This is a genomic window from Nocardioides sp. DN36, assembly GCF_055380375.1.
This window is the reverse complement of record NZ_AP043823.1, coordinates 4,647,478-4,667,192: the sequence shown is the minus strand read 5'-3', so window position 1 is coordinate 4,667,192 and position 19,715 is coordinate 4,647,478. Positions and strand designations below refer to the sequence as shown.

19 protein-coding genes are annotated in these 19,715 nt (G+C 73.1%); 7 read left to right on the top strand and 12 right to left on the bottom strand.

All coding sequences use genetic code 11. The features are described 5' to 3' along the window. The first annotated feature begins 9 nt into the window (after positions 1-9). Positions 10-912, top strand: coding sequence for an oxygenase MpaB family protein (locus ACZ43H_RS23400; RefSeq protein ID WP_464586818.1), 903 nt, complete (start codon positions 10-12; stop codon positions 910-912). On the opposite strand, the gene ACZ43H_RS23395 is transcribed toward ACZ43H_RS23400, so the two are convergent. Together ACZ43H_RS23395 and ACZ43H_RS23390 are read right to left on the bottom strand one after the other, a co-directional pair. Further along, entirely contained in the window at positions 873-1,289 is a 417-nt protein-coding gene (locus ACZ43H_RS23395; RefSeq protein ID WP_464586816.1) for a DUF2177 family protein, read from the bottom strand. The two genes, ACZ43H_RS23400 and ACZ43H_RS23395, sit on opposite strands and share 40 nt — an antisense overlap. After that, positions 1,286-2,014 carry a hypothetical protein gene (locus ACZ43H_RS23390; RefSeq protein ID WP_464586814.1) on the bottom strand — a complete coding sequence of 243 codons (729 nt, stop codon included), beginning with the start codon at positions 2,012-2,014 and terminating at the stop codon, positions 1,286-1,288. The genes ACZ43H_RS23395 and ACZ43H_RS23390 overlap by 4 nt, the downstream gene beginning before the upstream one ends. Before the next feature lie 102 nt (positions 2,015-2,116). Here ACZ43H_RS23390 and ACZ43H_RS23385 point away from each other — a divergent pair, with 102 nt between their 5' ends. From ACZ43H_RS23385 to ACZ43H_RS23375, 3 genes are all read left to right on the top strand, one after another. Next, entirely contained in the window at positions 2,117-4,201 is a 2,085-nt protein-coding gene (locus tag ACZ43H_RS23385) for a HelD family protein (protein WP_464586812.1), read from the top strand. A gap of 103 nt (positions 4,202-4,304) precedes the next feature. Then, the gene (locus ACZ43H_RS23380) at positions 4,305-5,567 is read left to right on the top strand and encodes an MSCRAMM family protein (RefSeq protein ID WP_464586810.1); all 1,263 of its coding nucleotides are present in this window, start codon (positions 4,305-4,307) and stop codon (positions 5,565-5,567) included. 4 nt (positions 5,568-5,571) lie between these two features. Next, positions 5,572-6,177 carry an HD domain-containing protein gene (locus ACZ43H_RS23375; RefSeq protein WP_464586808.1) on the top strand — a complete coding sequence of 202 codons (606 nt, stop codon included), beginning with the start codon at positions 5,572-5,574 and terminating at the stop codon, positions 6,175-6,177. A 160-nt stretch (positions 6,178-6,337) separates the two neighbouring features. Here ACZ43H_RS23375 and ACZ43H_RS23370 read toward each other — a convergent pair whose 3' ends face one another. Together ACZ43H_RS23370 and ACZ43H_RS23365 are read right to left on the bottom strand one after the other, a co-directional pair. Further along, on the bottom strand, positions 6,338-6,607 hold the full coding sequence (locus ACZ43H_RS23370) for a DUF4031 domain-containing protein (RefSeq protein ID WP_464586806.1): 270 nt from the start codon (positions 6,605-6,607) through the stop codon (positions 6,338-6,340). Beyond that, entirely contained in the window at positions 6,607-7,338 is a 732-nt protein-coding gene (locus tag ACZ43H_RS23365; RefSeq protein WP_464586805.1) for a copper homeostasis protein CutC, read from the bottom strand. Before ACZ43H_RS23365 ends, ACZ43H_RS23370 begins: the two co-directional genes overlap by 1 nt. 81 nt (positions 7,339-7,419) lie before the next feature. Between ACZ43H_RS23365 and ACZ43H_RS23360 the strand changes: the two genes are divergently transcribed. Beyond that, complete coding sequence (locus ACZ43H_RS23360) at positions 7,420-7,794, top strand: hypothetical protein (RefSeq protein WP_464586803.1); 375 nt, start codon at positions 7,420-7,422, stop codon at positions 7,792-7,794. 56 nt (positions 7,795-7,850) lie between these two features. Here ACZ43H_RS23360 and ACZ43H_RS23355 read toward each other — a convergent pair whose 3' ends face one another. From ACZ43H_RS23355 to ACZ43H_RS23345, 3 genes are all read right to left on the bottom strand, one after another. Beyond that, positions 7,851-8,570: a GntR family transcriptional regulator gene (locus tag ACZ43H_RS23355; protein WP_464586801.1), complete on the bottom strand. Its 720-nt coding sequence runs from the start codon at positions 8,568-8,570 to the stop codon at positions 7,851-7,853. 73 nt (positions 8,571-8,643) lie between these two features. After that, positions 8,644-11,178, bottom strand: coding sequence for an ABC transporter permease (locus ACZ43H_RS23350; protein WP_464586799.1), 2,535 nt, complete (start codon positions 11,176-11,178; stop codon positions 8,644-8,646). A gap of 1 nt (position 11,179) precedes the next feature. Next, positions 11,180-11,956, bottom strand: coding sequence for an ABC transporter ATP-binding protein (locus tag ACZ43H_RS23345; protein ID WP_464586797.1), 777 nt, complete (start codon positions 11,954-11,956; stop codon positions 11,180-11,182). A gap of 137 nt (positions 11,957-12,093) precedes the next feature. On the opposite strand from ACZ43H_RS23345, the gene ACZ43H_RS23340 reads away from it, so the two are divergent. After that, entirely contained in the window at positions 12,094-12,708 is a 615-nt protein-coding gene (locus ACZ43H_RS23340; RefSeq protein WP_464586795.1) for an alpha-ketoglutarate-dependent dioxygenase AlkB, read from the top strand. A 2-nt stretch (positions 12,709-12,710) separates the two neighbouring features. Here ACZ43H_RS23340 and mmuM read toward each other — a convergent pair whose 3' ends face one another. Next, positions 12,711-13,619, bottom strand: a complete 909-nt coding sequence (mmuM, locus tag ACZ43H_RS23335) for a homocysteine S-methyltransferase (protein WP_464586793.1) — start codon at positions 13,617-13,619, stop codon at positions 12,711-12,713. Positions 13,620-13,726: 107 nt separating this feature from the next. Here mmuM and ACZ43H_RS23330 point away from each other — a divergent pair, with 107 nt between their 5' ends. After that, a complete protein-coding gene (locus tag ACZ43H_RS23330; RefSeq protein WP_464586791.1) occupies positions 13,727-15,028 on the top strand; it encodes an MFS transporter in 1,302 nt (433 codons plus the stop codon). 51 nt (positions 15,029-15,079) lie between these two features. Here ACZ43H_RS23330 and ACZ43H_RS23325 read toward each other — a convergent pair whose 3' ends face one another. The 4 genes from ACZ43H_RS23325 to ACZ43H_RS23310 are packed head-to-tail and all read right to left on the bottom strand — an operon-like array spanning position 15,080 to position 19,656. Continuing rightward, positions 15,080-15,832, bottom strand: a complete 753-nt coding sequence (locus ACZ43H_RS23325) for an SRPBCC family protein (protein WP_464586789.1) — start codon at positions 15,830-15,832, stop codon at positions 15,080-15,082. Positions 15,833-15,836: 4 nt separating this feature from the next. Continuing rightward, positions 15,837-16,691 carry an FAD binding domain-containing protein gene (locus tag ACZ43H_RS23320; RefSeq protein ID WP_464586788.1) on the bottom strand — a complete coding sequence of 285 codons (855 nt, stop codon included), beginning with the start codon at positions 16,689-16,691 and terminating at the stop codon, positions 15,837-15,839. Continuing rightward, complete coding sequence (locus tag ACZ43H_RS23315) at positions 16,688-19,183, bottom strand: xanthine dehydrogenase family protein molybdopterin-binding subunit (protein ID WP_464586786.1); 2,496 nt, start codon at positions 19,181-19,183, stop codon at positions 16,688-16,690. Before ACZ43H_RS23315 ends, ACZ43H_RS23320 begins: the two co-directional genes overlap by 4 nt. After that, positions 19,180-19,656 (bottom strand): (2Fe-2S)-binding protein, encoded by a 477-nt coding sequence (locus ACZ43H_RS23310; protein WP_464586784.1) that lies wholly within the window; start codon positions 19,654-19,656, stop codon positions 19,180-19,182. Before ACZ43H_RS23310 ends, ACZ43H_RS23315 begins: the two co-directional genes overlap by 4 nt. Positions 19,657-19,715: the final 59 nt, after the last annotated feature.

Genomic DNA, 19,715 nt, shown 5'->3' with positions numbered 1-19,715 from the left:
CATGAGTGGGTGACTCCTCCCGGCATGGACGCCGTACGGACGGCGCGTGAACGGCTCGGCCAGGCGCTGTTCCTGCGCGTCGCGGGACCGGACGGCGCGAAGCACCGCGACCGGATCCACGGCCGCCCCGGGCCCCGGTGGTTCGAGCCCGACAGCCCGATCGCGCGGGTGCACGGGGACGCCTCGATGTTCGTCGGGGGCATCCGGGCGCTGCTCCTGCAGACGCTGCACCCGGCCGCGATGCGCGCGGTCTCCGAGCACTCCGGCTTCCGCGGCGACATGTGGGGACGGCTGGCCCGCACCAGCAGGTTCCTCGCCGTCACCACCTTCGGCCACGCCGAGGACGCACAGCAGGCGGTCGACGTCGTACGCGCCATCCACGAGCGCGTCACCGGGACCATGGACGACGGCACGCCGTACGCCGCCTCCGACCCGCACCTGCTCGCGTGGGTGCACGTCGCGGAGGTCGACAGCTTCCTGCTCGCCCACACCGTCTACGGCAAGGAGCCGCTGGACCAGGCCGGGCGCGACACCTACGTCGCCCAGACCGCCGAGGTCGCACGCCGCCTCGGCGTCATCGACCCGCCCACCACCGAGGCCGAGCTGCAGGAGGCGCTGGCGGCGTACCGTCCCGAGCTGCGCGGCACCGAGGACGCCCGCGAGGCGATCTCCTACCTGCTGTTCAAGCCGCCGCTGCCGCTGGCCGCGAAGGCGCCGTACGGCGTGCTGGTGGCCGCTGCGATCGCGCTGATGCCGCGCTGGACCCGCAAGCCGCTGCGGCTGCCCTACCTGCCGGTGTCGGAGCGCACCGTCGTGCGCGCGCTCGGGGCCGCGGCGACGGGGACGATCCGGTGGGCGATGACCCCGCCCCGTCAGGTGACCCGCGAGGGCAGCGCGGCCACCACCGCGTAGGCCAGGCCGCAGACGACGCCGGCCAGGAACGTGCCCCACACCAGGTCGACGACCACCACCGTGACCGGGAAGTCCCGGAGCACGGCGAGGCCGGTCAGGTCGAAGGTCGCGTAGGCGACCAGCCCGAAGAAGCCGCCGTCGAGGACTGCCCCGCGCAGCGATCCCGCCCGCCGGACGACGAAGTGCACCAGGCCGGCCACGAAGAGTGCGTAGAACAGCACCGCCGCGCCCGCGTCGGGCTCCTCCGCGAGGAGCGACCCCAGCCGCTCGTCGTAGAGGTCCTTGCCGATGAAGGAGAGCCACACCAGGTCGAGCACGCAGAACGCGACCGCGGCCACGGCGTACTGGAGCACCCAGCGGGTCAGGGGGGTCTTCACGGGTCCACCGTAGACATCGGCGCGAGCTCTCCCCGACGTGCCGCGCGCGCCCGCGCCCAGCGTCCGAGGCCGAGGAAGACCAGCACCATCACCACCACCTCGACGACCTGGGCCTCCAGGGTCGGGATCGCGAAGGCAACGATGCTGCCCATCATCGCGCCGACCAGCCCGAGGCCGACGTACCCCGCCACCCGTCCCCGGGAGCGACGCAGGCCCAGCAGGCCGACCACGCCGAGCGACAGGAACAGCACGCCCGCCCAGACCCGCGCCGTCCAGCCGCCGGCCTCGTAGCCGATCGTCCACACCCGCTCGCCGGCGGCGTCGAAGGCGACGATCTCGCCCTCCCACGCCAGGCCCGTCACGTGCTCCCCGGACACGACCGCCGCGAGTCCCGGGGGCAGCTCCTCGAAGCTCTCGTCCCCGGAGAAGCGCACGAACGCGTCGTCCACGGCCGGGTCGTCGGGCACGAAGCGGTAGCGCTCGCTGAGCCCGCGGTAGCCCCGACGGCTCTCGGTCACGCGCCCCGGCACCGGCCTCAGGCAGCCGTCCACCCGATCGGCGGACGCGCATTCGGTCGCCGAGCGGGCGGCAGCCACGTCGACCCGTGCGGTCGCCACGGTGACGGTCGCCCACAGCCCCACGGCGAGGCAGAGGACCGAGAAGATCCCCATCCCGACCGAGCGCCACGAGAGCCGACCGGACCCGACCTCCTGCACCACCGACATGCGCACAGGGTAGGAGTCCCCGCGTTAATGCCTCGCCCCGGCGGGGGCCGGGCGAGTAGTCTCGCCGATCCCCTTCGATGCCGCGACCGCGGAGGTGCCGCCATGCCCACGACCCCTGACCACCCTCCCGATCCCGAGCTGGCCGCCGAGCAGCAGCACCTCGCCGAGTCGCGCCGCCAGCTGGCCCGGATGCGCGAGCGCACCGCCTCGATGGACGCGGCGGCCGCCGGCGACTGGGTCAGCCGCGAGTTCCTCGAGTCGACCTTCGCGCTGCGGATGAAGCAGCTGGCCGACGACCCCACCATCCCGCTGTTCTTCGGCCGGCTGGACATGGCCTCGACGAGCTCGACCAGCGGGGACGGCTCGACCACCGAGAGCTGGCACATCGGGCGGCGGCACATCTCCGACCCCACCGGCGAGCCGATGGTCATCGACTGGCGGGCGCCGGTCAGCCTCCCGTTCTACCGCGCCAGCCGGGCCGAGCCGATGGGGGTGGGGCTGCGCCGTCGCTACGGTTTCCAGCACGGCCGGCTGACCGCGTTCGAGGACGAGGACCTCGCCGGCGGCCGGACCGAGGAGTACTCCTCCATCCTCGAGGCGGAGATCGAACGGCCCCGCGTCGGGCCGATGCGCGACATCGTCGCCACCATCCAGCCCGAGCAGGACGTCATCGTCCGCTCCGAGCTCTCCCGGTCCGTGTGCGTGCAGGGCGCCCCGGGGACCGGCAAGACGGCCGTCGGCCTGCACCGTGCGGCGTACCTCCTCTACGCGCACCGCGAGCAGCTGACCCGGCAGGGCGTGCTCGTCGTCGGGCCGAACGCCAGCTTCCTGCGCTACATCCGCGACGTGCTGCCCGCGCTCGGCGAGATCGACGCGACCCAGTCGACCATCGAGGAGCTGGTCGCGAGGACCCTGCGCGAGCAGGACCCGCGCTGGGAGGTCCGCGGCGAGGACGCCGCCGACGTCGCCACGCTCAAGGGCGACCCACGGCTCGCGGAGGTGCTGCGACGGGCGCTCTGGTCGCACGTCCGGGCGCCGGACGAGGGGCTCGTGGTGCCGCGCGGCGCGCGCCGGTGGCGGGTCGCGGCGTACGAGGCCGAGGAGCTGGTGGACTCGCTGCGCGAGCGGGGCGTGAGGTACGGCGCCGCGCGGGCGATGGTGCCGCAGGCGCTCGCGCACCGGATCCTGGTGAAGATGGAGCTCGCCGGCGACTCCCCCGACGACCGGGTCCAGGACGCCGTGGCCCGCAGCAAGCCGGTCAAGGACTACGCGAAGACGCTCTGGCCGGCCGTCGAGCCGGCGCGGCTGGTGTGGCGGCTGCTGTCCGACGCCGACTTCCTCGCGGCCGCGGCCGACGGGATCCTCGACGAGGACGAGCAGGCCCTGCTGCGCTGGGAGAAGCCGGCGAAGAGCCCGGCCTCGACCCGCTGGTCGCTGGCCGACGCGGTCCTCGTCGACGAGGCCGCGGACCTGGTGGAGCGCACCCCGTCGCTGGCGCACATCGTGGCCGACGAGGCGCAGGACCTCTCCCCGATGATGCTGCGGGCGCTGGCCCGGCGGTCGTCGACCGGGTCGCTCACCGTGCTGGGCGACCTGGCCCAGGCGACCACGCCGTGGGCCACCCGCTCCTGGGCGGAGGCGCTGGCCCACCTCGGCAAGCCCGACGCCCACGTCGAGCAGCTGACCCGTGGCTACCGGGTCCCGGGCGAGGTCATCGAGTACGCCGCCCGGCTGCTCCCCCACATCGCCCCGGACCTCGAACCACCCACGTCGGTGCGGCGGTCTCGCGGCGAGCTGGCCATCGCGGCCGGCCCGGTCCTCGGTGGCCTCGACGAGGCGGTGCGGACCGCCGTCGGGCGCGAGGGCTCGGTCGGCCTGATCGTGCCCGACGACCTCGCCACCCGCGTCGGCGCCGCCCTCCGCGACTCCGGGACCCCGTTCGCGGTGCTCGGTGACGCGCCCGACGACGACATCCGCACCGAGTTCGACGCCCACCTCGACCTGGTGCCGGCGAGCCTGGCCAAGGGCCTGGAGTTCGACCACGTCGTGCTGCTCGAGCCGGCTGCGATCGTCGACGGGGAGCCGGACCGGGTGACCGGGCTGCGCCGGCTCTACGTCTGCCTCACCCGCGCGGTGACGTCGCTGGTGGTGCTGCACGAGGAGCCGCTGCCCGCCGAGCTCGGTTGAGAAAACCTTCACCGGTTCTTGAGCAAGGCCCGGGTGTGGCCTCCCTACGATGGGCAGGTCGATCGGGCGCCGCCGGGCCCCGACGCCCGCCCCCGGAGACTCGATGACCCCCTCAGCCCGCCGCGCCCTCGCACCCCTGGTGCTGGTGGTCGCCCTGGTCGCGTCGCTGCTGGTCCTCGGGTCCGGGACCGCGGCGTCGGCGGTGACCTCCGGCACCGTGCGCGGGCAGATCACCGGTCCGGGTGCCGACAACATCCGCGTGAAGATGCTGTGGTTCACCAAGGACTGGCACTACCTGGGCCAGCGCAGGGTGCGCGGTGACATCTACTCGCTGTCGCTGCCGGCCGGCACCTACCACCTGCAGTTCGTCGACCAGCGCCCGTCGTACGACATCAGGAAGTACGCCCCCAGCGACATCATGGTGACCATCGGCGGCCGCACCGTGCAGAAGGACGTGCACATGCACCGTGGCGCGGCGATCACCGGCACCGTCGAGGCCGGCGGAAGGCGCGCCTCCGGGGCCAGGGTGGTCGCCGCCAACACCGCCGAGCAGTCCTTCGTGACCAAGGCGAACAAGAAGGGCGAGTTCGCGGTGGGCGGCCTGCCCCGGGGCAGCTACTCGGTCTTCACCTACGACCGGGCGCGCACCTGGGTGGACAAGAGCACGTGGGTGCCTGGCCTCGACCTGGGCGAGGTCGAGAACGCCGCCATCGCGCTGGAGAAGCGCGGCGGCAGCCTCCTCGTCGACCTGCGCAGGGCCGACGGCTCGACGATGCCGGGCACCTTCTTCGTGACCGCGGTCAGCAAGGCCTCGGGGCAGTTCTGGACGGCTCGCGCCAAGGGCGGCACGGTCACCTTCCAGGGGCTCTACCCGGGTCGCTACCGGCTGGTCGCCCCCGGCGTGGGCAACTACCTGCCCCAGACGGGCGCCGTGGTGGGTGGCCGGGTCAGGGCCGGACGGGCCGACCTGGCCAGCAGCTTCACCTGGACCCACCGGGGCGCCTCGGTCGCCGGCATCGTCGTGGACGGCGAGGACACCTCCTACCCGCTCGAGGGCGCGCAGGTCATGCTCTTCGACGTGCACGGCACCAAGCTCGGGACGACCACCACCGACAGCCTCGGACAGTTCTCCTTCGCGGGTCAGCTCACCAGCCAGTCGGGCCTGAAGGTGGTGGCGCAGCCGGGCCCCTACTCGCCGTACCTGGGCAAGGGCACGCACTACTGCAAGTACGGCAGCGCCACGTCGGCGCCCTTCGCCGTCGTGACCGGTCAGGAGAGCGACGCCGGCGCGGTCGCGCTGCCGCACCTACCGGCCGACGAGCAGGACGGCGAGCAGTGCTACCCCTCGGACGGCTCGAAGCGGTAGCGGCGTGGACCTCAGCGACTTCTGGCCGATCGCCCGCGGCGAGCACGTCCGCGAGCGGCTGGAGGCTGCGTACTCCGACCCGGCGCGCGGCTACCACGACCTGCGCCACCTCGAGGAGGTCTGCGGTCGCGTCGAGGAGCTGGTCACCGTAGGCGGGGTGGCGTGCGACCGGGTGACGGTGCTGCTGGCGGCGTGGTTCCACGACGGCGTGTACGACGGGCAGCCGGCCGCCGAGGAGCGCTCGGCGGCCTGGGCCGAGCACGAGCTGCCGCCCCTCGGCCTGGGTGAGGACGTGGTCGCCGAGGTCGCCCGGCTGGTGCGGCTGACCGAGACCCACCGCCCCGCCGACGACGACGTGGAGGGCTGCGTGCTCTCGGATGCGGACCTGGCGATCCTGGCGGCCCCTCCCGAGCGGTACGCGGAGTACGCCGCGGACGTGCGGCGCGAGCACGCGCACGTCCCCGACGACCTCTTCCGGGCCGGCCGGGCGGCGATCCTGCGCGACCTGCTGGCCAAGCCGAACCTCTTCCACACGGCGTACGCCCGGGAGCACTGGGAGTCGGTCGCCCGCGCGAACGTCGAGCGCGAGCTGGCCACGCTGGAGGCCTGACCCGGCTCGTGCGGGTGGGCTGGGCCCACCGCCCGAGCCCGGGGCGGTCAGTCAGCCACGGTTCTGCACCGGGAAACCGTGGCCTGCTCACCGCCACCCCACCGCCCGACCCCCGGGCGGTGAGCCAGCCACCGAATCCGACGCGGAAACGGTGGCTGGCTCACCGCTCCCGTGGGGTCTTGCGCCGGCGCAGGCCGGCGGCGTGCAGCCGGGCGACCAGCTCGCGCGAGGTGACCGGCTCGGCGCCGGCGGCGACGACCTGGTCGTACCACTCCGCCGGCACGTCGTAGTGGTCGCGGTCGAAGCCCCGCTCGGGGATGCCGACCGCGCGCGCGAACACGTGCAGCTCCTCGTAGTCGGAGTCGCTGGCCAGGTGGGACCACAACCGGCCGTGACCGGCCGCGTTGGGCGGGTCGATCAGGATCGCCATCAGGCCCCGGTCGTGCGGATCGGCGAGGCGCTCCCGCGGGCGACCGCACTGTCGAGCAGCAGCCGCCACGAGCGCACGTGGCCGGCGTCGACGTACGACTTGTACGACGCGCCCGGGCGCGCCTGGGTCCTGAGGTGGAACATCCGCACCCCCGCGCGCACGAACCACGGCACCTGCTCGGCCTCCAGTCCCCCGCCGGGCATCAGCAGGCGGGCCACGTCGGGGTCGGCCGCGGTCGCCAGCAGGTCGTCGTACCCCACGCCGAGGCCCTGGGGAGATCCCGCCGAGCGCACCGCCACCAGCCCGGGCAGCGTCAGCAGCCGTCGCCACGAGCGGCGCGGGTCGAGAGTGGCGTCGACGGCGCGGTGGAAGGTCCAGGGCACCCCGGGCAGCGCGGTGGCCAGGTGCGTGCAGACCTCCGTGTCGATCTCGAGGTCGGCGTCGAGGAAGCCGAACGACACCCCGGCGGCACCACACCCGAGGTAGTCCTCGGCGAGGCCGACCAGCCGGGTCAGCTCACCCCCGGTGGTCGTCCACGAGTCGTTGAGCCGCAGCAGCACGAAGACCGGGAGCTCGGTCTCCCGGCACACCGACGAGACCACCCCCGGCTCCGGCGAGAGCGCCACGTCGGGGCCGCGAGCAGCCAGGTGCAGGCGGTCGGCACCACCCTCCACCGCGCCAGGCACGTCGCGCGGGTGGAGCACCGACACCTCGAGCAGCCCCTCGCCCATGGTCCGACTGTAGGCCGACGTGCGGCGGTTCGCCCGGCGCCGCACCCGACCCCGTGCGGACCGTCAGGGCCGGAGGGCATGATGGAGGTCGTGGACAACGCCCTGCTCTTCGAAGCCCGGGCCCGGGTCCTCGCCGACCTCGTGGCCCGCGACCATGCGACCGCAGCCGCGGTGTCGGCACTCGAGGACGCGGTCTCCAACCGCAGATGGTGGGCCGAGCAGTGGCCCGAGGGCGAGGTGTACGTCGCCGGGCTGGTCGCCCAGGACGTGCAGGACGCGCTCTTCGAGTCGGTCGGGCGCTGGCCGCTGTGCCGCACCTGCGACGACGGCGCCCCGGTGCACGCGCTGCACATCCAGCCCGACCTCGGCGGGCCGGACCCGGTGTGGGTGTGCGAGGAGACGGGGCAGGCGGTCGCCGAGCTGGGCCGGCTGGCCGAGCACGGCTCCGCCCTGTAGCCCGGACTCGGGAGCCCGGACCCGAAGCCCGGACCCGGGAGCTCAGACCGGGGAGATCAGCCCTCCTGGCCGAGCTGGACCCACATGGTGAAGCGGTCCGAGCGGTAGACCGACCGGGACACCTCGACGACCTTCTCGTCGGCCACCGCACGCCGCGAGTGGCGCAGCACCGCCGAGCCGGGCTGGGTCTCGAGCAGGCCGGCCTCCTCCTCCGAGGCGAGGTCGGCGGTGATCGAGTCCTCCGCCCAGGTGGGCCGCAGGCCGCGGGACTCGAGGGCGTCGTACAGGCTGGTGGGCATCCCGCTCTGCAGGAACCCGGGGATCAGGATCTCGTTGAGGTAGGCGTCCTCGATGCACATCGGCACCCCGTCGGCACGACGGAGCCGGCGCCAGTGGATGACGGCGTCGCCCTCGGTGACGTTCAGCGCGCGGGCGACGCCCGGGCCGGCCTGCTCGCGGCGGGCGAGCAGCGTCTGCGACTCCGGGAGCAGGCCGCGCCGGTTCATCTCCTCGGTGTAGGAGGTCAGCCGGCTGGCGACCCGGCGCGGCCGGGCCACGAAGGTGCCACGCCCGGGGATGCGCTCGAGCAGACCCTCGACGACCAGCGCGTCCATCGCCTGCCGGACGGTCATCCGGGCGACGCCGAAGCGGTGCACGAGCTCACGCTCGGAGGGCGCGGGCGAGCCGGGGGCGGCGCCGGCGACCAGGGAGCGGACGTACTCGCGCACCTGGACGTGCTTGAGCGCGCGCCCCTCTGTTACCAGCAACTCCTCCACGGGGGCAACTGTAGGGCGACGGACACGCCGCCGTCCCGGGTTCGAGTCAGACGGGACTGCGACCACCTCCTCATCATTCGGTCGCGATCGCGCGCAGCACGTCGAGGCGTGCGGCGCGGCGAGCGGGGAAGACGGCGGCGAGGACCCCGATGACCAGCGCCAGGACGAGGAACAGCCCGAGCTGTCCGTAGGGGATGCTGATGGCCTCCAGGCCCTGGTCCTTCAGGGCGTACATCAGCGCCACCCCGAAGCCGATCCCGAGCACCACCCCGAGCACGGCGCCGAGCACCGAGATCACGATCGACTCCAGCGTGATCATCCACCGCAGCTGGCGGCGGCTGACGCCGATGGCGCGCAGCAGCCCCACCTCGTGGGTCCGCTCGATGACCGAGAGCGCCAGCGTGTTGACGATGCCGAGCACCGCGATGACGAGGGCCAGGCCGAGCAGCGCGTAGATCATCTGCACGAGCTGGTCGATCGGGCCTCGCTGCTCCTCGGCGAAGCCGGCCTCGTCCTTCACGGTCACGATCGGCAGCTGCTCGACGACCGTGTCGAGGCGGGCCTGCACGCCGGTGGCGCCGGGCTCGGTGAAGATGATCAGCGCATTGTCGCGCTCGGGGATGCCCGAGGCGGCCAGCGTCTCGAGCGTCGTGAGCACGGGGAAGAACACCACCGGATTGTCGTCATAGATCCCCGCGACCCGCCAGACCTTCTTCCCGGTCGGCATCTGGATCGTCACCGAGTCGCCCACGGCCAGGTCGTGGTCGGAGGCCCACGAGTCCTCGAGGAAGACGGTCCCGTCGGTGAGGTCGGAGGCCCGCCCCGACGTCATCGAGAGGCCCAGCGCACGCGTGTCCCCGGGGTCGGTGGCCGCGACGCCCTGGTCCTTCCCGTCGAGGGTCCCGAAGCCGTAGCGCTCCCGCACCACGTTGCTGACGCCGTCGACCTTCTCCATCCGGTCGGCGATGCCCGCGGGGAACGCCCCGCCGAAGACGTTGCTGACGATGTAGTCGCCGACGAAGTTCTCGGCCACCGACTTGTCGACCGACGCCTTCGCGGAGTCGCCGACGATGGCCATGGTGCAGGCGAGGGTCAGCCCGATCATCAGCGCAGAAGCGGTGGCGGTCGTGCGCCGGGGGTTGCGCAGGGAGTTCTGGCCGGCGAGGTTGCCGATGCTGCCGAAGAGGCGGGCGTACGACGACCGGGCGGCCAGCAGGAACGGCTTGCTGATCACCGGGCTGGCCGACGAGACGCCCAGCAGCACGGCCAGCACGCCCGCGCCCACGAACCACCCGGCGTGCGGGACCCCGGCGAACAGCCCGAGCCCGAGCGCGACCAGCCCGGCGCCGATGAGCACGGCGCCGAGCACCAGCCGGCGGTGCAGCGAGCTCTCCGGAAGGGCCACGTCGTCGCGCAGCGCCTGCACCGGCGCGATCCGGCTGGTGCGCCGCGCGGGCAGCCAGGCGGCGGCCATCGTGACCAGCACGCCCACGACGTACGCCGCCAGCACCGTCCGCGGCTCGAAGATCAGCGCCTGCCCGGACAGGTCCAGCCCGAACCGGGCGAACAGGGCGCGGATCCCCATCGCCAGCACCACGCCCAGCCCGAGGCCCGCGGTCGAGCCCAGCAGCCCGAGCACGAACGCCTCGAGCAGCACCGAGCCGGTGACCTGTCTCGTGGAGGCGCCCAGGGCACGGAGCAGCGCGAGCTCCCGGCTGCGCTGCGCGACCAGGATCGAGAAGGTGTTGACGATCAGGAACGCGCCGACCACCAGGGCGATGCCGGCGAAGATGAGCAGGAAGGTGGTGATGAACGAGACCGCCTGGAGCAGGTCGGAGGCGCTCTCGTCGGCGGCGGTGTCGCCGGTGACGACCTCGTAGCGGTCGGGCAGCGCGGCGTCGACCCGGTCGCGCAGCTGCTCCTGGGACACCCCGTCGTCGGCGGTGACCCACACGTCGTTGAACGCGTCCTTGCCGTCGAGGAAGAGCCGCTGGGCGGTCGGGGTGTCGAACAGCGCGAGCGTCGCGCCGTTGAGCGAGCCGCCGTCGGGGAAGCCGGTCAGGCCCACCAGCTCGGGGTCCAGCATGAGCTGGTCGGCGGTGATCATCCGGACCCGGTCACCGACCCGGTAGCCGCCCGCCTCGGCGGTCTTCTCGTCCAGCACCACTTCGTCGCGGCCGTGCGGCGCGTGGCCGCTGGTGATCGCCAGGCCCTTCAGCCCGTGCCCGGCGGGGGCGCCGGTCCAGTTGCCGCCCAGCGCGGGCGGCCCGAAGCCGCCGACGACCTTGTTGTCGGTCCCGACCACGAACGCGCCGACCGAGCTCACGTTGCCGTCCACGCGCGCGGCGCCGGGCACGGAGCGGAGGTCGTCGAGGACCGGCGCCGGGATCGTCTGCGTGGACGGCTCCCCGTTGACGGTCGTGCCGCCGACCGGCCGCACCACGACGTCGCCGACGGTCGAGGCGAACAGGGCCGTGAAGCTGCGGTTGAGGGTGTCGGAGAAGACCAGCGAGCCGACCACGAACGCGACGCCGAGGACGATCGCGAACGTGCTCATGATCAGGCGCAGCTTGCGCCCGAGCAGGCTCTTGAGGGCGGCGCGGACCACGTCAGGCGCCCGGTCCGGACGCCGACATGCGGGTCATGATCTCGAGGACCTGGTCGCGGCTCGGCTCGCGCAGCTCGTCGACCACCCGGCCGTCGGCCAGGAACACGACGCGGTCGGTGTACGCCGCCGCCACCGGGTCGTGGGTCACCATCACCACGGTCTGGCCGAACTCGTCGACGCTGCGGCGGAGCAGCTCGAGGACCTCGGCACCCGAGCGGGAGTCGAGGTTGCCTGTCGGCTCGTCGGCGAACACGATGCGCGGCCGGCTCACCAGCGCCCGGGCCACGGCGACCCGCTGCTGCTGGCCGCCGGACAGCTCGTTCGGCTTGTGCCGGAGCCGGTCGCCGAGCCGCACGGTCGCGATCACGGTGTCGAACCATGCGGCGTCGGCGCGACGCCCGGCGATGGCCAGCGGCAGCCGGATGTTCTCCTCCGCGGTCAGGGTCGGCACCAGGTTGAAGGACTGGAACACGAAGCCGATCTCGTCGCGGCGCAGCCGGGTGAGCGCCTTGTCCTTGAGCCCGGTGATGTCCTGGCCGCCGATCAGCACCTCGCCCGAGTCGGGCCGGTCGAGGGCGGCGCAGCAGTGCATCAGCGTGGACTTGCCGGAGCCGCTGGGGCCCATCACCGCGGTGAACTCCCCCGTGGCGAGGTCGAGCGAGACGTCGTCGAGCGCGGTCACGAGCGCCGCGCCCTCGCCGTACGTCTTGGTCAGGTGGCTCACCCGGGCGGCGGGCAGCGCGGTCCCGGCGGCGTCGACCGGAGCTGTCTGCGTCATGGGTCCACGATCCCGCGTCGGGCAAGCCCCGGCCACGGGTTTGCGACCCTTGCGTCCCGGAGCCGACCCTGACCTCACCCCGAGATCGTCGGCGATTCGTCGAACACGTGTTCGACGTGCCGCGCTAGCATCGCTGCATGGACTTCCAGGGAACCCTCTTCGAGGCACCCCTCTCCGGGGTGGTCTCCTTCGACGCGCTGGAGCGCACGCGGCTGGCGCGAGGCGCCTGGGTCGACGTGCACCGGGCCTGGCTCCCCCGGGCCGACGACGTGTTCACCACGCTCGTGTCCGAGGTGCCGTGGCGTGCCGAGAGGCGCGAGATGTACGAGCGGGTGGTCGACGTGCCGCGCCTGCTGCACACGTACGCCGTGGGCGAGGACCTGCCGCACCCGGTGCTCACCGAGGCGCGCGACGCCCTGTCCGACCACTACCTGCCCGAGCTCGGCGAGCCGTTCGTGACCGCGGGGTGCTGCTACTACCGCGACGGCCGCGACAGCGTCGCCTGGCACGGCGACACCATCGGCCGCGGCCGCACCCAGGACACGATGGTCGCGATCGTCTCCGTGGGCGACCCGCGGCGGCTGGTGCTGCGCCCGCGTGGCGGCGGCGAGTCGATCTCCGTGGAGATGGGCCACGGCGACCTCGTGGTGATGGGCGGCTCGTGCCAGCGGACCTGGGAGCACGCCGTGCCCAAGGTCGCCCACTCCGGGCCGCGGATCTCGGTGCAGTTCCGCCCGCTGAACGTGTTCTGACCTCAGCCGGCCGGTGATCCGGCCACGCGAGCGGCCAGCGCGGCGATGTCCGCCGGACCGGTGCCGCAGCAGCCGCCGACGAACCGGGCGCCCGCGGCCACCCAGGTGTCGACGAGACCGAGGTCGAGCGCGTCACCGTAGGCCCACTGCTTGGTGACGGGGTCCCAGCTGCCGCCACGGTTGGGGTAGGCCACCGCCGGCAGACCGGTCGCGGCCACCGCGGCGCGTACGGCGCCCAGCACGTCGGCCTGCTCGGAGCAGTTGACGCCGGCGGCGACGAGGGTCCGGCTGCCGGCGAGGACGGCGTACGCGTCCGCCAGCGGCTGGCCGGCGTTCGTGGTGGTGCCGCGCACCGAGTAGCTGAACCAGGCGGGGAGGCCCAGGTCCTCCAGCAGCGGGACCAGGACCTCGGCCTCGTCGGAGTCGGGCACGGTCTCGACGGCGAGCAGGTCCGGGCCGGACTCCGCGAGCAGCTCCAGCCGGGGCGCGTGGAAGTCGCGCAGCCGCGCCGCGGTCACGCCGTACCTCCCCCGGTACTCCGACCCGTCGGCGAGGAACGCGCCGTACGGACCCACCGATGCGGCGACCAGCAGCCCCGGCCGGGTGTCCGCCAGCTCGTCGCGGACCTCCCGCGCGATCGTCACGCTGGAGGTGATCAGCCGCCGCGCCTCCGCGTGGTCGTGGCCGGCGGCGACGAGCCCCTCGACGCTGGCCTGGTAGCTGGCGGTCGTCACGACCCGGGCACCGGCCCGGTAGTAGGCGCGGTGCGCCTGCGCGATCCGCTCCGGCTCCTCGCCCAGCAGCCGCGCCGTCCACAGGGCACCGCCGAGGTCGGCCCCCTGCTCCTCCAGGGCAGTCGAGAGCCCGCCGTCGAGCACGACCGGTCCGTCCGTGGCGTCGATGTCGATCACCGCCCCATCCTCCCCCGGGGCCACCCGGCGACGCCTGCCTGTCCACGTCCTCCCGCGACCGAAAACCGCGTGCCCGGTGTCGGTGGCGACTGGGAGACTGCTCCGCGATGAGCACCACGACCGCCCCGCGCCCCAGCCTCGCCTCGTTCTGGCACGACCTGCCCCGCGAGGGCAAGCTGCTGCTCTCGGTGGTGGTGTTCGAGTTCCTCGGCACCGGCCTGGTGCTGCCCTTCCACGTGGTCTACCTGCACGAGGTGCGCGGCTTCCCGCTCAGCGACGTCGGGCTCCTGCTCGGCGTCCCGCCGCTGGTGGGCTTCCTCGTGGTCGGCCCCGGCGGCACCCTCATCGACCGGCTGGGGGCGCGCCGCATCCTCACCTCGACGCTGTTGCTGCTGATCTCCGGCGACGTGCTGCTCGCGTTCGCCGACACCCCGTGGGCGGCAGGTGCCGCGCTGACCCTGTCCGGGGTCGCCTTCGGCGTCTCCTGGCCGGCCTCGCAGAGCTTCATCGCCGCGGCCGTCCCCACCGAGCTGCGGCAGCGCTACTTCGGCGTGAGCTTCACGCTGCTCAACCTCGGCATCGGGATCGGCGGCATCATCGGCGGCGCGTTCCTCGACGTCGAGCGGCTGGAGACGTTCCAGACGATCTACCTCGCCGACGCCGTGAGCTACCTGCCGGGCCTGTTCCTGCTGCTGGTGCCGCTGCGCCACGTCGCCGGGCGCCCGGTCCACGACGAGTCCCACGACGACGCCGACATCGGCTACCTCGCCCTGCTCCGGCGGCCCGCGGTGGCCTCAGTGATGCTGCTCGGCTTCGTCTCGTCGTTCGTGGGTTACTCCCAACTCAACGCCGGCATGCCCGCCTTCGCCCGCGCGGTCGGCGAGGTCTCGACCCAGGGCCTCGGCATCGCGTTCGCCGCGAACACCGTGGTGATCGTGCTGCTCCAGCTCGTCGTGCTGCAGCGCATCGAGGGCCACCGCCGCACTCGCGTCATCGGGGTGATGGGGGTCCTCTGGGCGGTGTCGTGGGTGCTGCTCGGTGCCTCCGGCCTGGTGCCGGGCACCCTGGGCGCGACCATGCTGGTCGCCGGCTGCGCGTCGGTGTTCGCCCTCGGCGAGACGCTGCTCCAGCCCACCATCCCGGCGCTGGTCAACGACCTGGCCCCCGACCACCTGCGCGGGCGCTACAACGCCCTCAGCTCCGCCGCGTTCCAGCTGGCGGCGATCATCGCCCCGCCGATCTCCGGGGTGCTGGTCGGCCACCACCTCGGCTCGGTCTACGTCGGCATCCTGGTCGTCGGCTCGCTGGCGGTGGGCGCGCTCGCCATCATCCGGCTCGAGCCGCAGCTCCCGCCCGAGGTCAACGGTGTGCGCCCCACGGCACCCGCCCAGGAGACCGTGCCGGCCTGACCCGAAGGGTCGTGCGGCCGGGAGCCTCGGGCCCTCGGCCGCACGACTGCGTCAGCTGCGGCGCCGGACCACCCACCACAGCAGCGTCAGCACCGCCAGCGCGACCGCGCCCTGCTTCCAGTAGGACTTCACCAGCACCGGGAGCACGGCCGCTCCCAGGTCGAGGGCGTCGTCCTGGGCCATGTGCCGGGCCGGCTGGGCGGCCGGCGCGGGTCGGGGCGGTACGGCGGCCGCGGGTGCTGACGGCGGCGTGCCGGCCTCGGCAGCCGGGGCCGGCTCCCCGGCCGCTGCCGGTGCTGCCGGTGCTGCCTGGTCGACCGTCTCGGCGGGGGCCGGAACCTCGCCCCCCACCGGCCCGCCGCCCAGCCTGGACTCCAGGCAGGCGACGAACTGGCCGAGCAGCTTGTCCGAGACGTCCTGCATGACCCCGCGGCCGAACTGCGCCGGCTTGCCGGTGATCGACAGGTCGGTGAGCACGTCCACGTCGGTGGCGGCACCGCCGTCGGCCTCGGCCATGGTGAGGGTGACGGTCGCCCCGGCCGTGCCGTTGCCCCGCTTGTCCTTGCCCTTGGCCTCGACCACGAAGCGGTGCGCCGCCTCGTCCTTCTCCAGGAAGGTGCCCGACCCGTTGTAGACCAGTGCGATCGGGCCGAGCTTGACCTTCACGGACCCGGCGAACGAGTCGGACTCCACCGAGGAGACCGTGGCGCCCGGGAAGCACTCGGCCACGGAGGCGATGTCCTGGAAGTGCGCCCACGTCTCCTCGACGCCGGTGGGGACGGTGAAGCGATGCTGGAGATCCACGCGCTCAGCCTCCTGCGGCCGCGAGCACCGCACGGCGGGTCAGGACGGTGGCGAGGTGCCGGCGGTAGTCCGCGTCGCCGTTGAGGTCGGAGGGCGGGTTGGCGCCCTCCGCGGCCCGGGCCGCGGCCGCACGGACCGCCTCGTCGGTGGCCGGCTGTCCGGCCAGCGCCTCCTCGACGGCGCGCGCCCGCAACGGCGTGGAGCCCATGTTGGTCAGCCCCACCCGCGCCTCGGCGATCGTGCCGCCATCCACCTTCACCGCGGCGGCGACCGCGACGATCGGCCACTGGTGCGCCACCCGCACGAACTTCTCGTAGTGCGCACCCCAGCCGGTGTGCTTCGGGATCCGCACCTCGGTGAGGATCTCGTCCTCCCCGATCGCGGTCTCGAAGAGGTCGACGAAGAAGTCGTCGGCCGCCACCGTGCGGGACCCGCCGGAGCCCGCGATCACGAACTGCGCGCCCAGCGCGAGCGTGGGCGCGCCCAGGTCACCGGCCGGGTCGGCGTGCGCCAGCGCCCCGCCGAACGTGCCCCGGTGCCGGATCTGGGCGTCGGCGAGGTGCTCCACGGCCTTGCTGATCAGCGCGGCGTGCTCGGCCACCAGGGGGTCGGAACCGACCACGGAGTGCTGGGTCATCGCCCCGATGACGATGGCGTCGCCGTCGTCGCGGACGCCGCGCAGCGAGTCGATCCGGCCGAGGTCGATCACCATCTCGGGCGCGTTGAGCCGCATCCGCAGCACGGGCAGCAGGCTCTGCCCACCGGCCAGGATCTTGGCGTCGTCCCCGTGCTCGGCGAGCGCGGCCAGCGCCTCCTCCACCGACGTCGGTGCGATGTAGTCGAACTGTGCGGGGATCATGCGTCCGTCCCTCCGGTCGTGCGGTCCACGGTGCCCTCCATGCCGGTCGAGGCGTCGAAGTGCGGCATCGCGGCTCCCTCGGTGGAGCCGCCCGCACCTGGTCCGTTGATGGCCTTCCACACCCGCTCGGGCGTGCACGGCATCTGGACGTCGTCGACGCCGAGGTGGCGCACGGCGTCGACCACCGCGTTCACGACCGCCGGCGTCGAGGCGATGGTGCCGGCCTCACCGACCCCCTTGGTGCCGAGCGAGTTGGTGGTCGCCGGCGAGGTGGTGTGGTCGATGTCGAAGCTGATCGTGTCGGCCGCGGTGGGCAGCAGGTAGTCCACGAACGATCCGGTCACCAGGGTGCCGGAGTCGTCGTACACCGCCTCCTCCCACAGCGCCTGCGCGATGCCCTGGACCAGGCCGCCGTGCACCTGCCCGGAGACGATCAACGGGTTGATGATGTTGCCGATGTCGTCGACGCAGACGTACTTGCGCATCTTCAGCGCCCCGGTCTCGGTGTCGACCTCCATCGCGCACAGGTGGGTGCCGTGCGGGAAGTTGAAGTTGACCGGGTCGTAGGTCGCCTCCGAGTCGATGGACGGCTCGATGCCGTCGGGCAGGTTGTGGGCCGCGAAGACCGCGGTCGCGATCTCCCCGATCCCCAGCCCCTGGTCGGTGCCCTTGACCGAGAAGCGGCCTCCCGTGAACTCGAGGTCGTCGACCGACGCCTCGAGCAGGTGGGCCGCGATCGGCCGGGCCTTCTCGATGACCTTGTCGGCCGCCCGCACCAGTGCCTCGCCGCCGACGACCAGCGAGCGCGAGCCGTAGGTGTCGAGGCCCTTGTGCGAGATCTGGGTGTCGCCGTGCAGGATCTCGACGTCGTCGAAGGCCACGCCGAGCCGGTCGGCCACGATCTGGCTGAACGCCGTCTCGTGCCCCTGGCCGTGGGCGGACGCCCCGGTGACGACCTCGACCTTGCCGGTGGCCAGCATCCGCACGCTCGCGTGCTCCCAGCCGCCGGCGCCGTAGTTGAGCGAGCCGAGCACCCGGGAGGGGGCCAGCCCGCACATCTCGGTGAATGTCGAGATGCCGATGCCGAGCTGCACGGTGTCACCGGAGTCGCGACGCCGCTTCTGCTCGGCCCGCAGCTCGTCGTACCCGAACATCTCCTTGGCCTTGGCGGTGGCGGCCTCGTAGTTGCCGGAGTCGTACTCCAGGCCGGCCACCGTGGTGAACGGGAACTCCTCGTGCTTGATCCAGTTCTTCTCGCGGACCTCGAGCGGGTCCAGGCCCACCTCGGCGGCGAGCTCGCTCATCAGGCGCTCGATGGCGTACGTCGCCTCCGGCCGGCCGGCCCCGCGGTAGGCGTCGGTCCACGTCTTGTTCGTGAAGACCGTCTGGCAGTTGAACTGGTAGGCGGGGAACTTGTAGATCGAGTTGAACATGAACGCGCCGAGCACCGGCACCCCGCCGCCGACGATGGCGACATAGGAGCCGAGGTCGGCCAGCAGGTCGACCTTGAGGCCGGTGACCGTGCCGTCCTTGGTGGCCGCGAGCGTCAGCCGCTGCCACTGGTCGCGGCCGTGGTGACCGCTCATCAGGGACTCCGAGCGGGTCTCGGTGTACTTCACCGGCTTGCCCAGCCGGCGGGCCACCGCGAACGCGATCATCTCCTCCGGCGTCTGCTGGAGCTTGCCGCCGAAGCCGCCGCCGACGTCGGGGGCGATGACCCGGATCTTCGACTCGGGGACACCGGTGGTGGCGGCGAGCGCGAAGCGGAGGATGTGCGGGATCTGGGTGGCCGACCACATGGTGATCTGCTCGCCGGTGGGGTCGACCACGACCGAGCGTGGCTCCATGAACGCCGGGATCAGCCGCTGCTGACGGTACTCCCGCTCGATGACGACGCCGTCGGTGCGAGCCTTCTCGATGGCCTCGTCGACGTTGCCGCCGGTGCCGGCCTCGGCCGAGTCGAACTTCCAGAACGCCGACTTGTTGGTGCCCAGGTCGGGGTGCGCGAGCGCTCCCCCGTTGTCAGCATCAGCCTCGGCCGCCTCCTTGAGGTCGAGCGCGGCCGGCAGCTCGTCGTACGACACGTCGACGAGCTCGGCGGCGTCGCGGGCCTCCGCGGCGCTGCGGGCCACCACCACGGCGACGATCTCGCCGGCGAAGGTGACCCGGTCCGACGGCATCGGCAGGTGGGCCGGGGTGAGCTGGTCGGTCGTGATCGCCCACGCGTTGATACAGGCGCCCTGCGACTCGCCGAGGTCGGCGCCGGTGAGCACGGCGACCACGTTGGTGGCGGCCTGGGCGGCGCTGACGTCGATGTCGGTGATGCGCGCGTGGGCGAACGGGCTGCGGACCATCGCCATGTGCAGCATCCCTGGCAGCTGGATGTTGTCGGTCCAGCGGGTGCGGCCGGTGATCAGGCGCTGGTCCTCCTTGCGCCGCCGGTCGCGACCGATCTCCTTGGCCTCGGCCGGACGCTCCTGGGTCGCGGTCATGCCGTCACCCCCTCGCCCTGGCCGGAGGCGTGCTGCACGGCCCGGACGATGTTGTGGTAGCCGGTGCACCGGCACAGGTTGCCCTCGAGGCCGAGCCGGATCTCCTCCTCGGTGGGCTTGGGGTTGTCCTTGAGGAGCGCGACGCTCTGCATGATCATGCCCGGGGTGCAGAAGCCGCACTGGAGGCCGTGGCACTCCCGGAACGCCTCCTGGACCGGGTGCAGCTCGCCGTCGCTGGCCAGCCCCTCGATCGTGGTCACCTCACCACCGTCGGCCTGCACCGCGAGCACGTTGCAGGACTTCACGCTGGTCCCGTCGAGGTGCACCGTGCAGGCGCCGCAGTTGCTGGTGTCGCACCCGATGACGGTGCCGGTCTTCCCGAGTCGTTCGCGCAGGTACTGCACGAGGAGCATGCGGGGTTCGACGTCGTCGGAGACCGACGATCCGTCGACGGTGAGGCTGATCCGAACCATGGACGACTCCCTGGGGTCGAGGCGGCGCTGTGACGCGCCTCACGCTAGGTCCGACCGGT

Excerpts from the sequence above, each read along its gene's own strand:
- ACZ43H_RS23390 (WP_464586814.1), bottom strand. The coding sequence starts at position 2,014 with ATGTCGGTGGTGCAGGAGGTCGGGTCCGGTCGGCTCTCGTGGCGCTCG.
- ACZ43H_RS23385 (WP_464586812.1), top strand. The coding sequence starts at position 2,117 with ATGCCCACGACCCCTGACCACCCTCCCGATCCCGAGCTGGCCGCCGAG.
- ACZ43H_RS23380 (WP_464586810.1), top strand. The coding sequence starts at position 4,305 with ATGACCCCCTCAGCCCGCCGCGCCCTCGCACCCCTGGTGCTGGTGGTC.
- ACZ43H_RS23370 (WP_464586806.1), bottom strand. The coding sequence starts at position 6,607 with ATGGCGATCCTGATCGACCCGCCCAACGCGGCCGGTCACGGCCGGTTG.
- ACZ43H_RS23365 (WP_464586805.1), bottom strand. The coding sequence starts at position 7,338 with ATGGGCGAGGGGCTGCTCGAGGTGTCGGTGCTCCACCCGCGCGACGTG.
- ACZ43H_RS23360 (WP_464586803.1), top strand. The coding sequence starts at position 7,420 with ATGGAGGTCGTGGACAACGCCCTGCTCTTCGAAGCCCGGGCCCGGGTC.
- ACZ43H_RS23345 (WP_464586797.1), bottom strand. The coding sequence starts at position 11,956 with ATGACGCAGACAGCTCCGGTCGACGCCGCCGGGACCGCGCTGCCCGCC.
- ACZ43H_RS23340 (WP_464586795.1), top strand. The coding sequence starts at position 12,094 with ATGGACTTCCAGGGAACCCTCTTCGAGGCACCCCTCTCCGGGGTGGTC.
- ACZ43H_RS23330 (WP_464586791.1), top strand. The coding sequence starts at position 13,727 with ATGAGCACCACGACCGCCCCGCGCCCCAGCCTCGCCTCGTTCTGGCAC.
- ACZ43H_RS23320 (WP_464586788.1), bottom strand. The coding sequence starts at position 16,691 with ATGATCCCCGCACAGTTCGACTACATCGCACCGACGTCGGTGGAGGAG.
- ACZ43H_RS23315 (WP_464586786.1), bottom strand. The coding sequence starts at position 19,183 with ATGACCGCGACCCAGGAGCGTCCGGCCGAGGCCAAGGAGATCGGTCGC.
- ACZ43H_RS23310 (WP_464586784.1), bottom strand. The coding sequence starts at position 19,656 with ATGGTTCGGATCAGCCTCACCGTCGACGGATCGTCGGTCTCCGACGAC.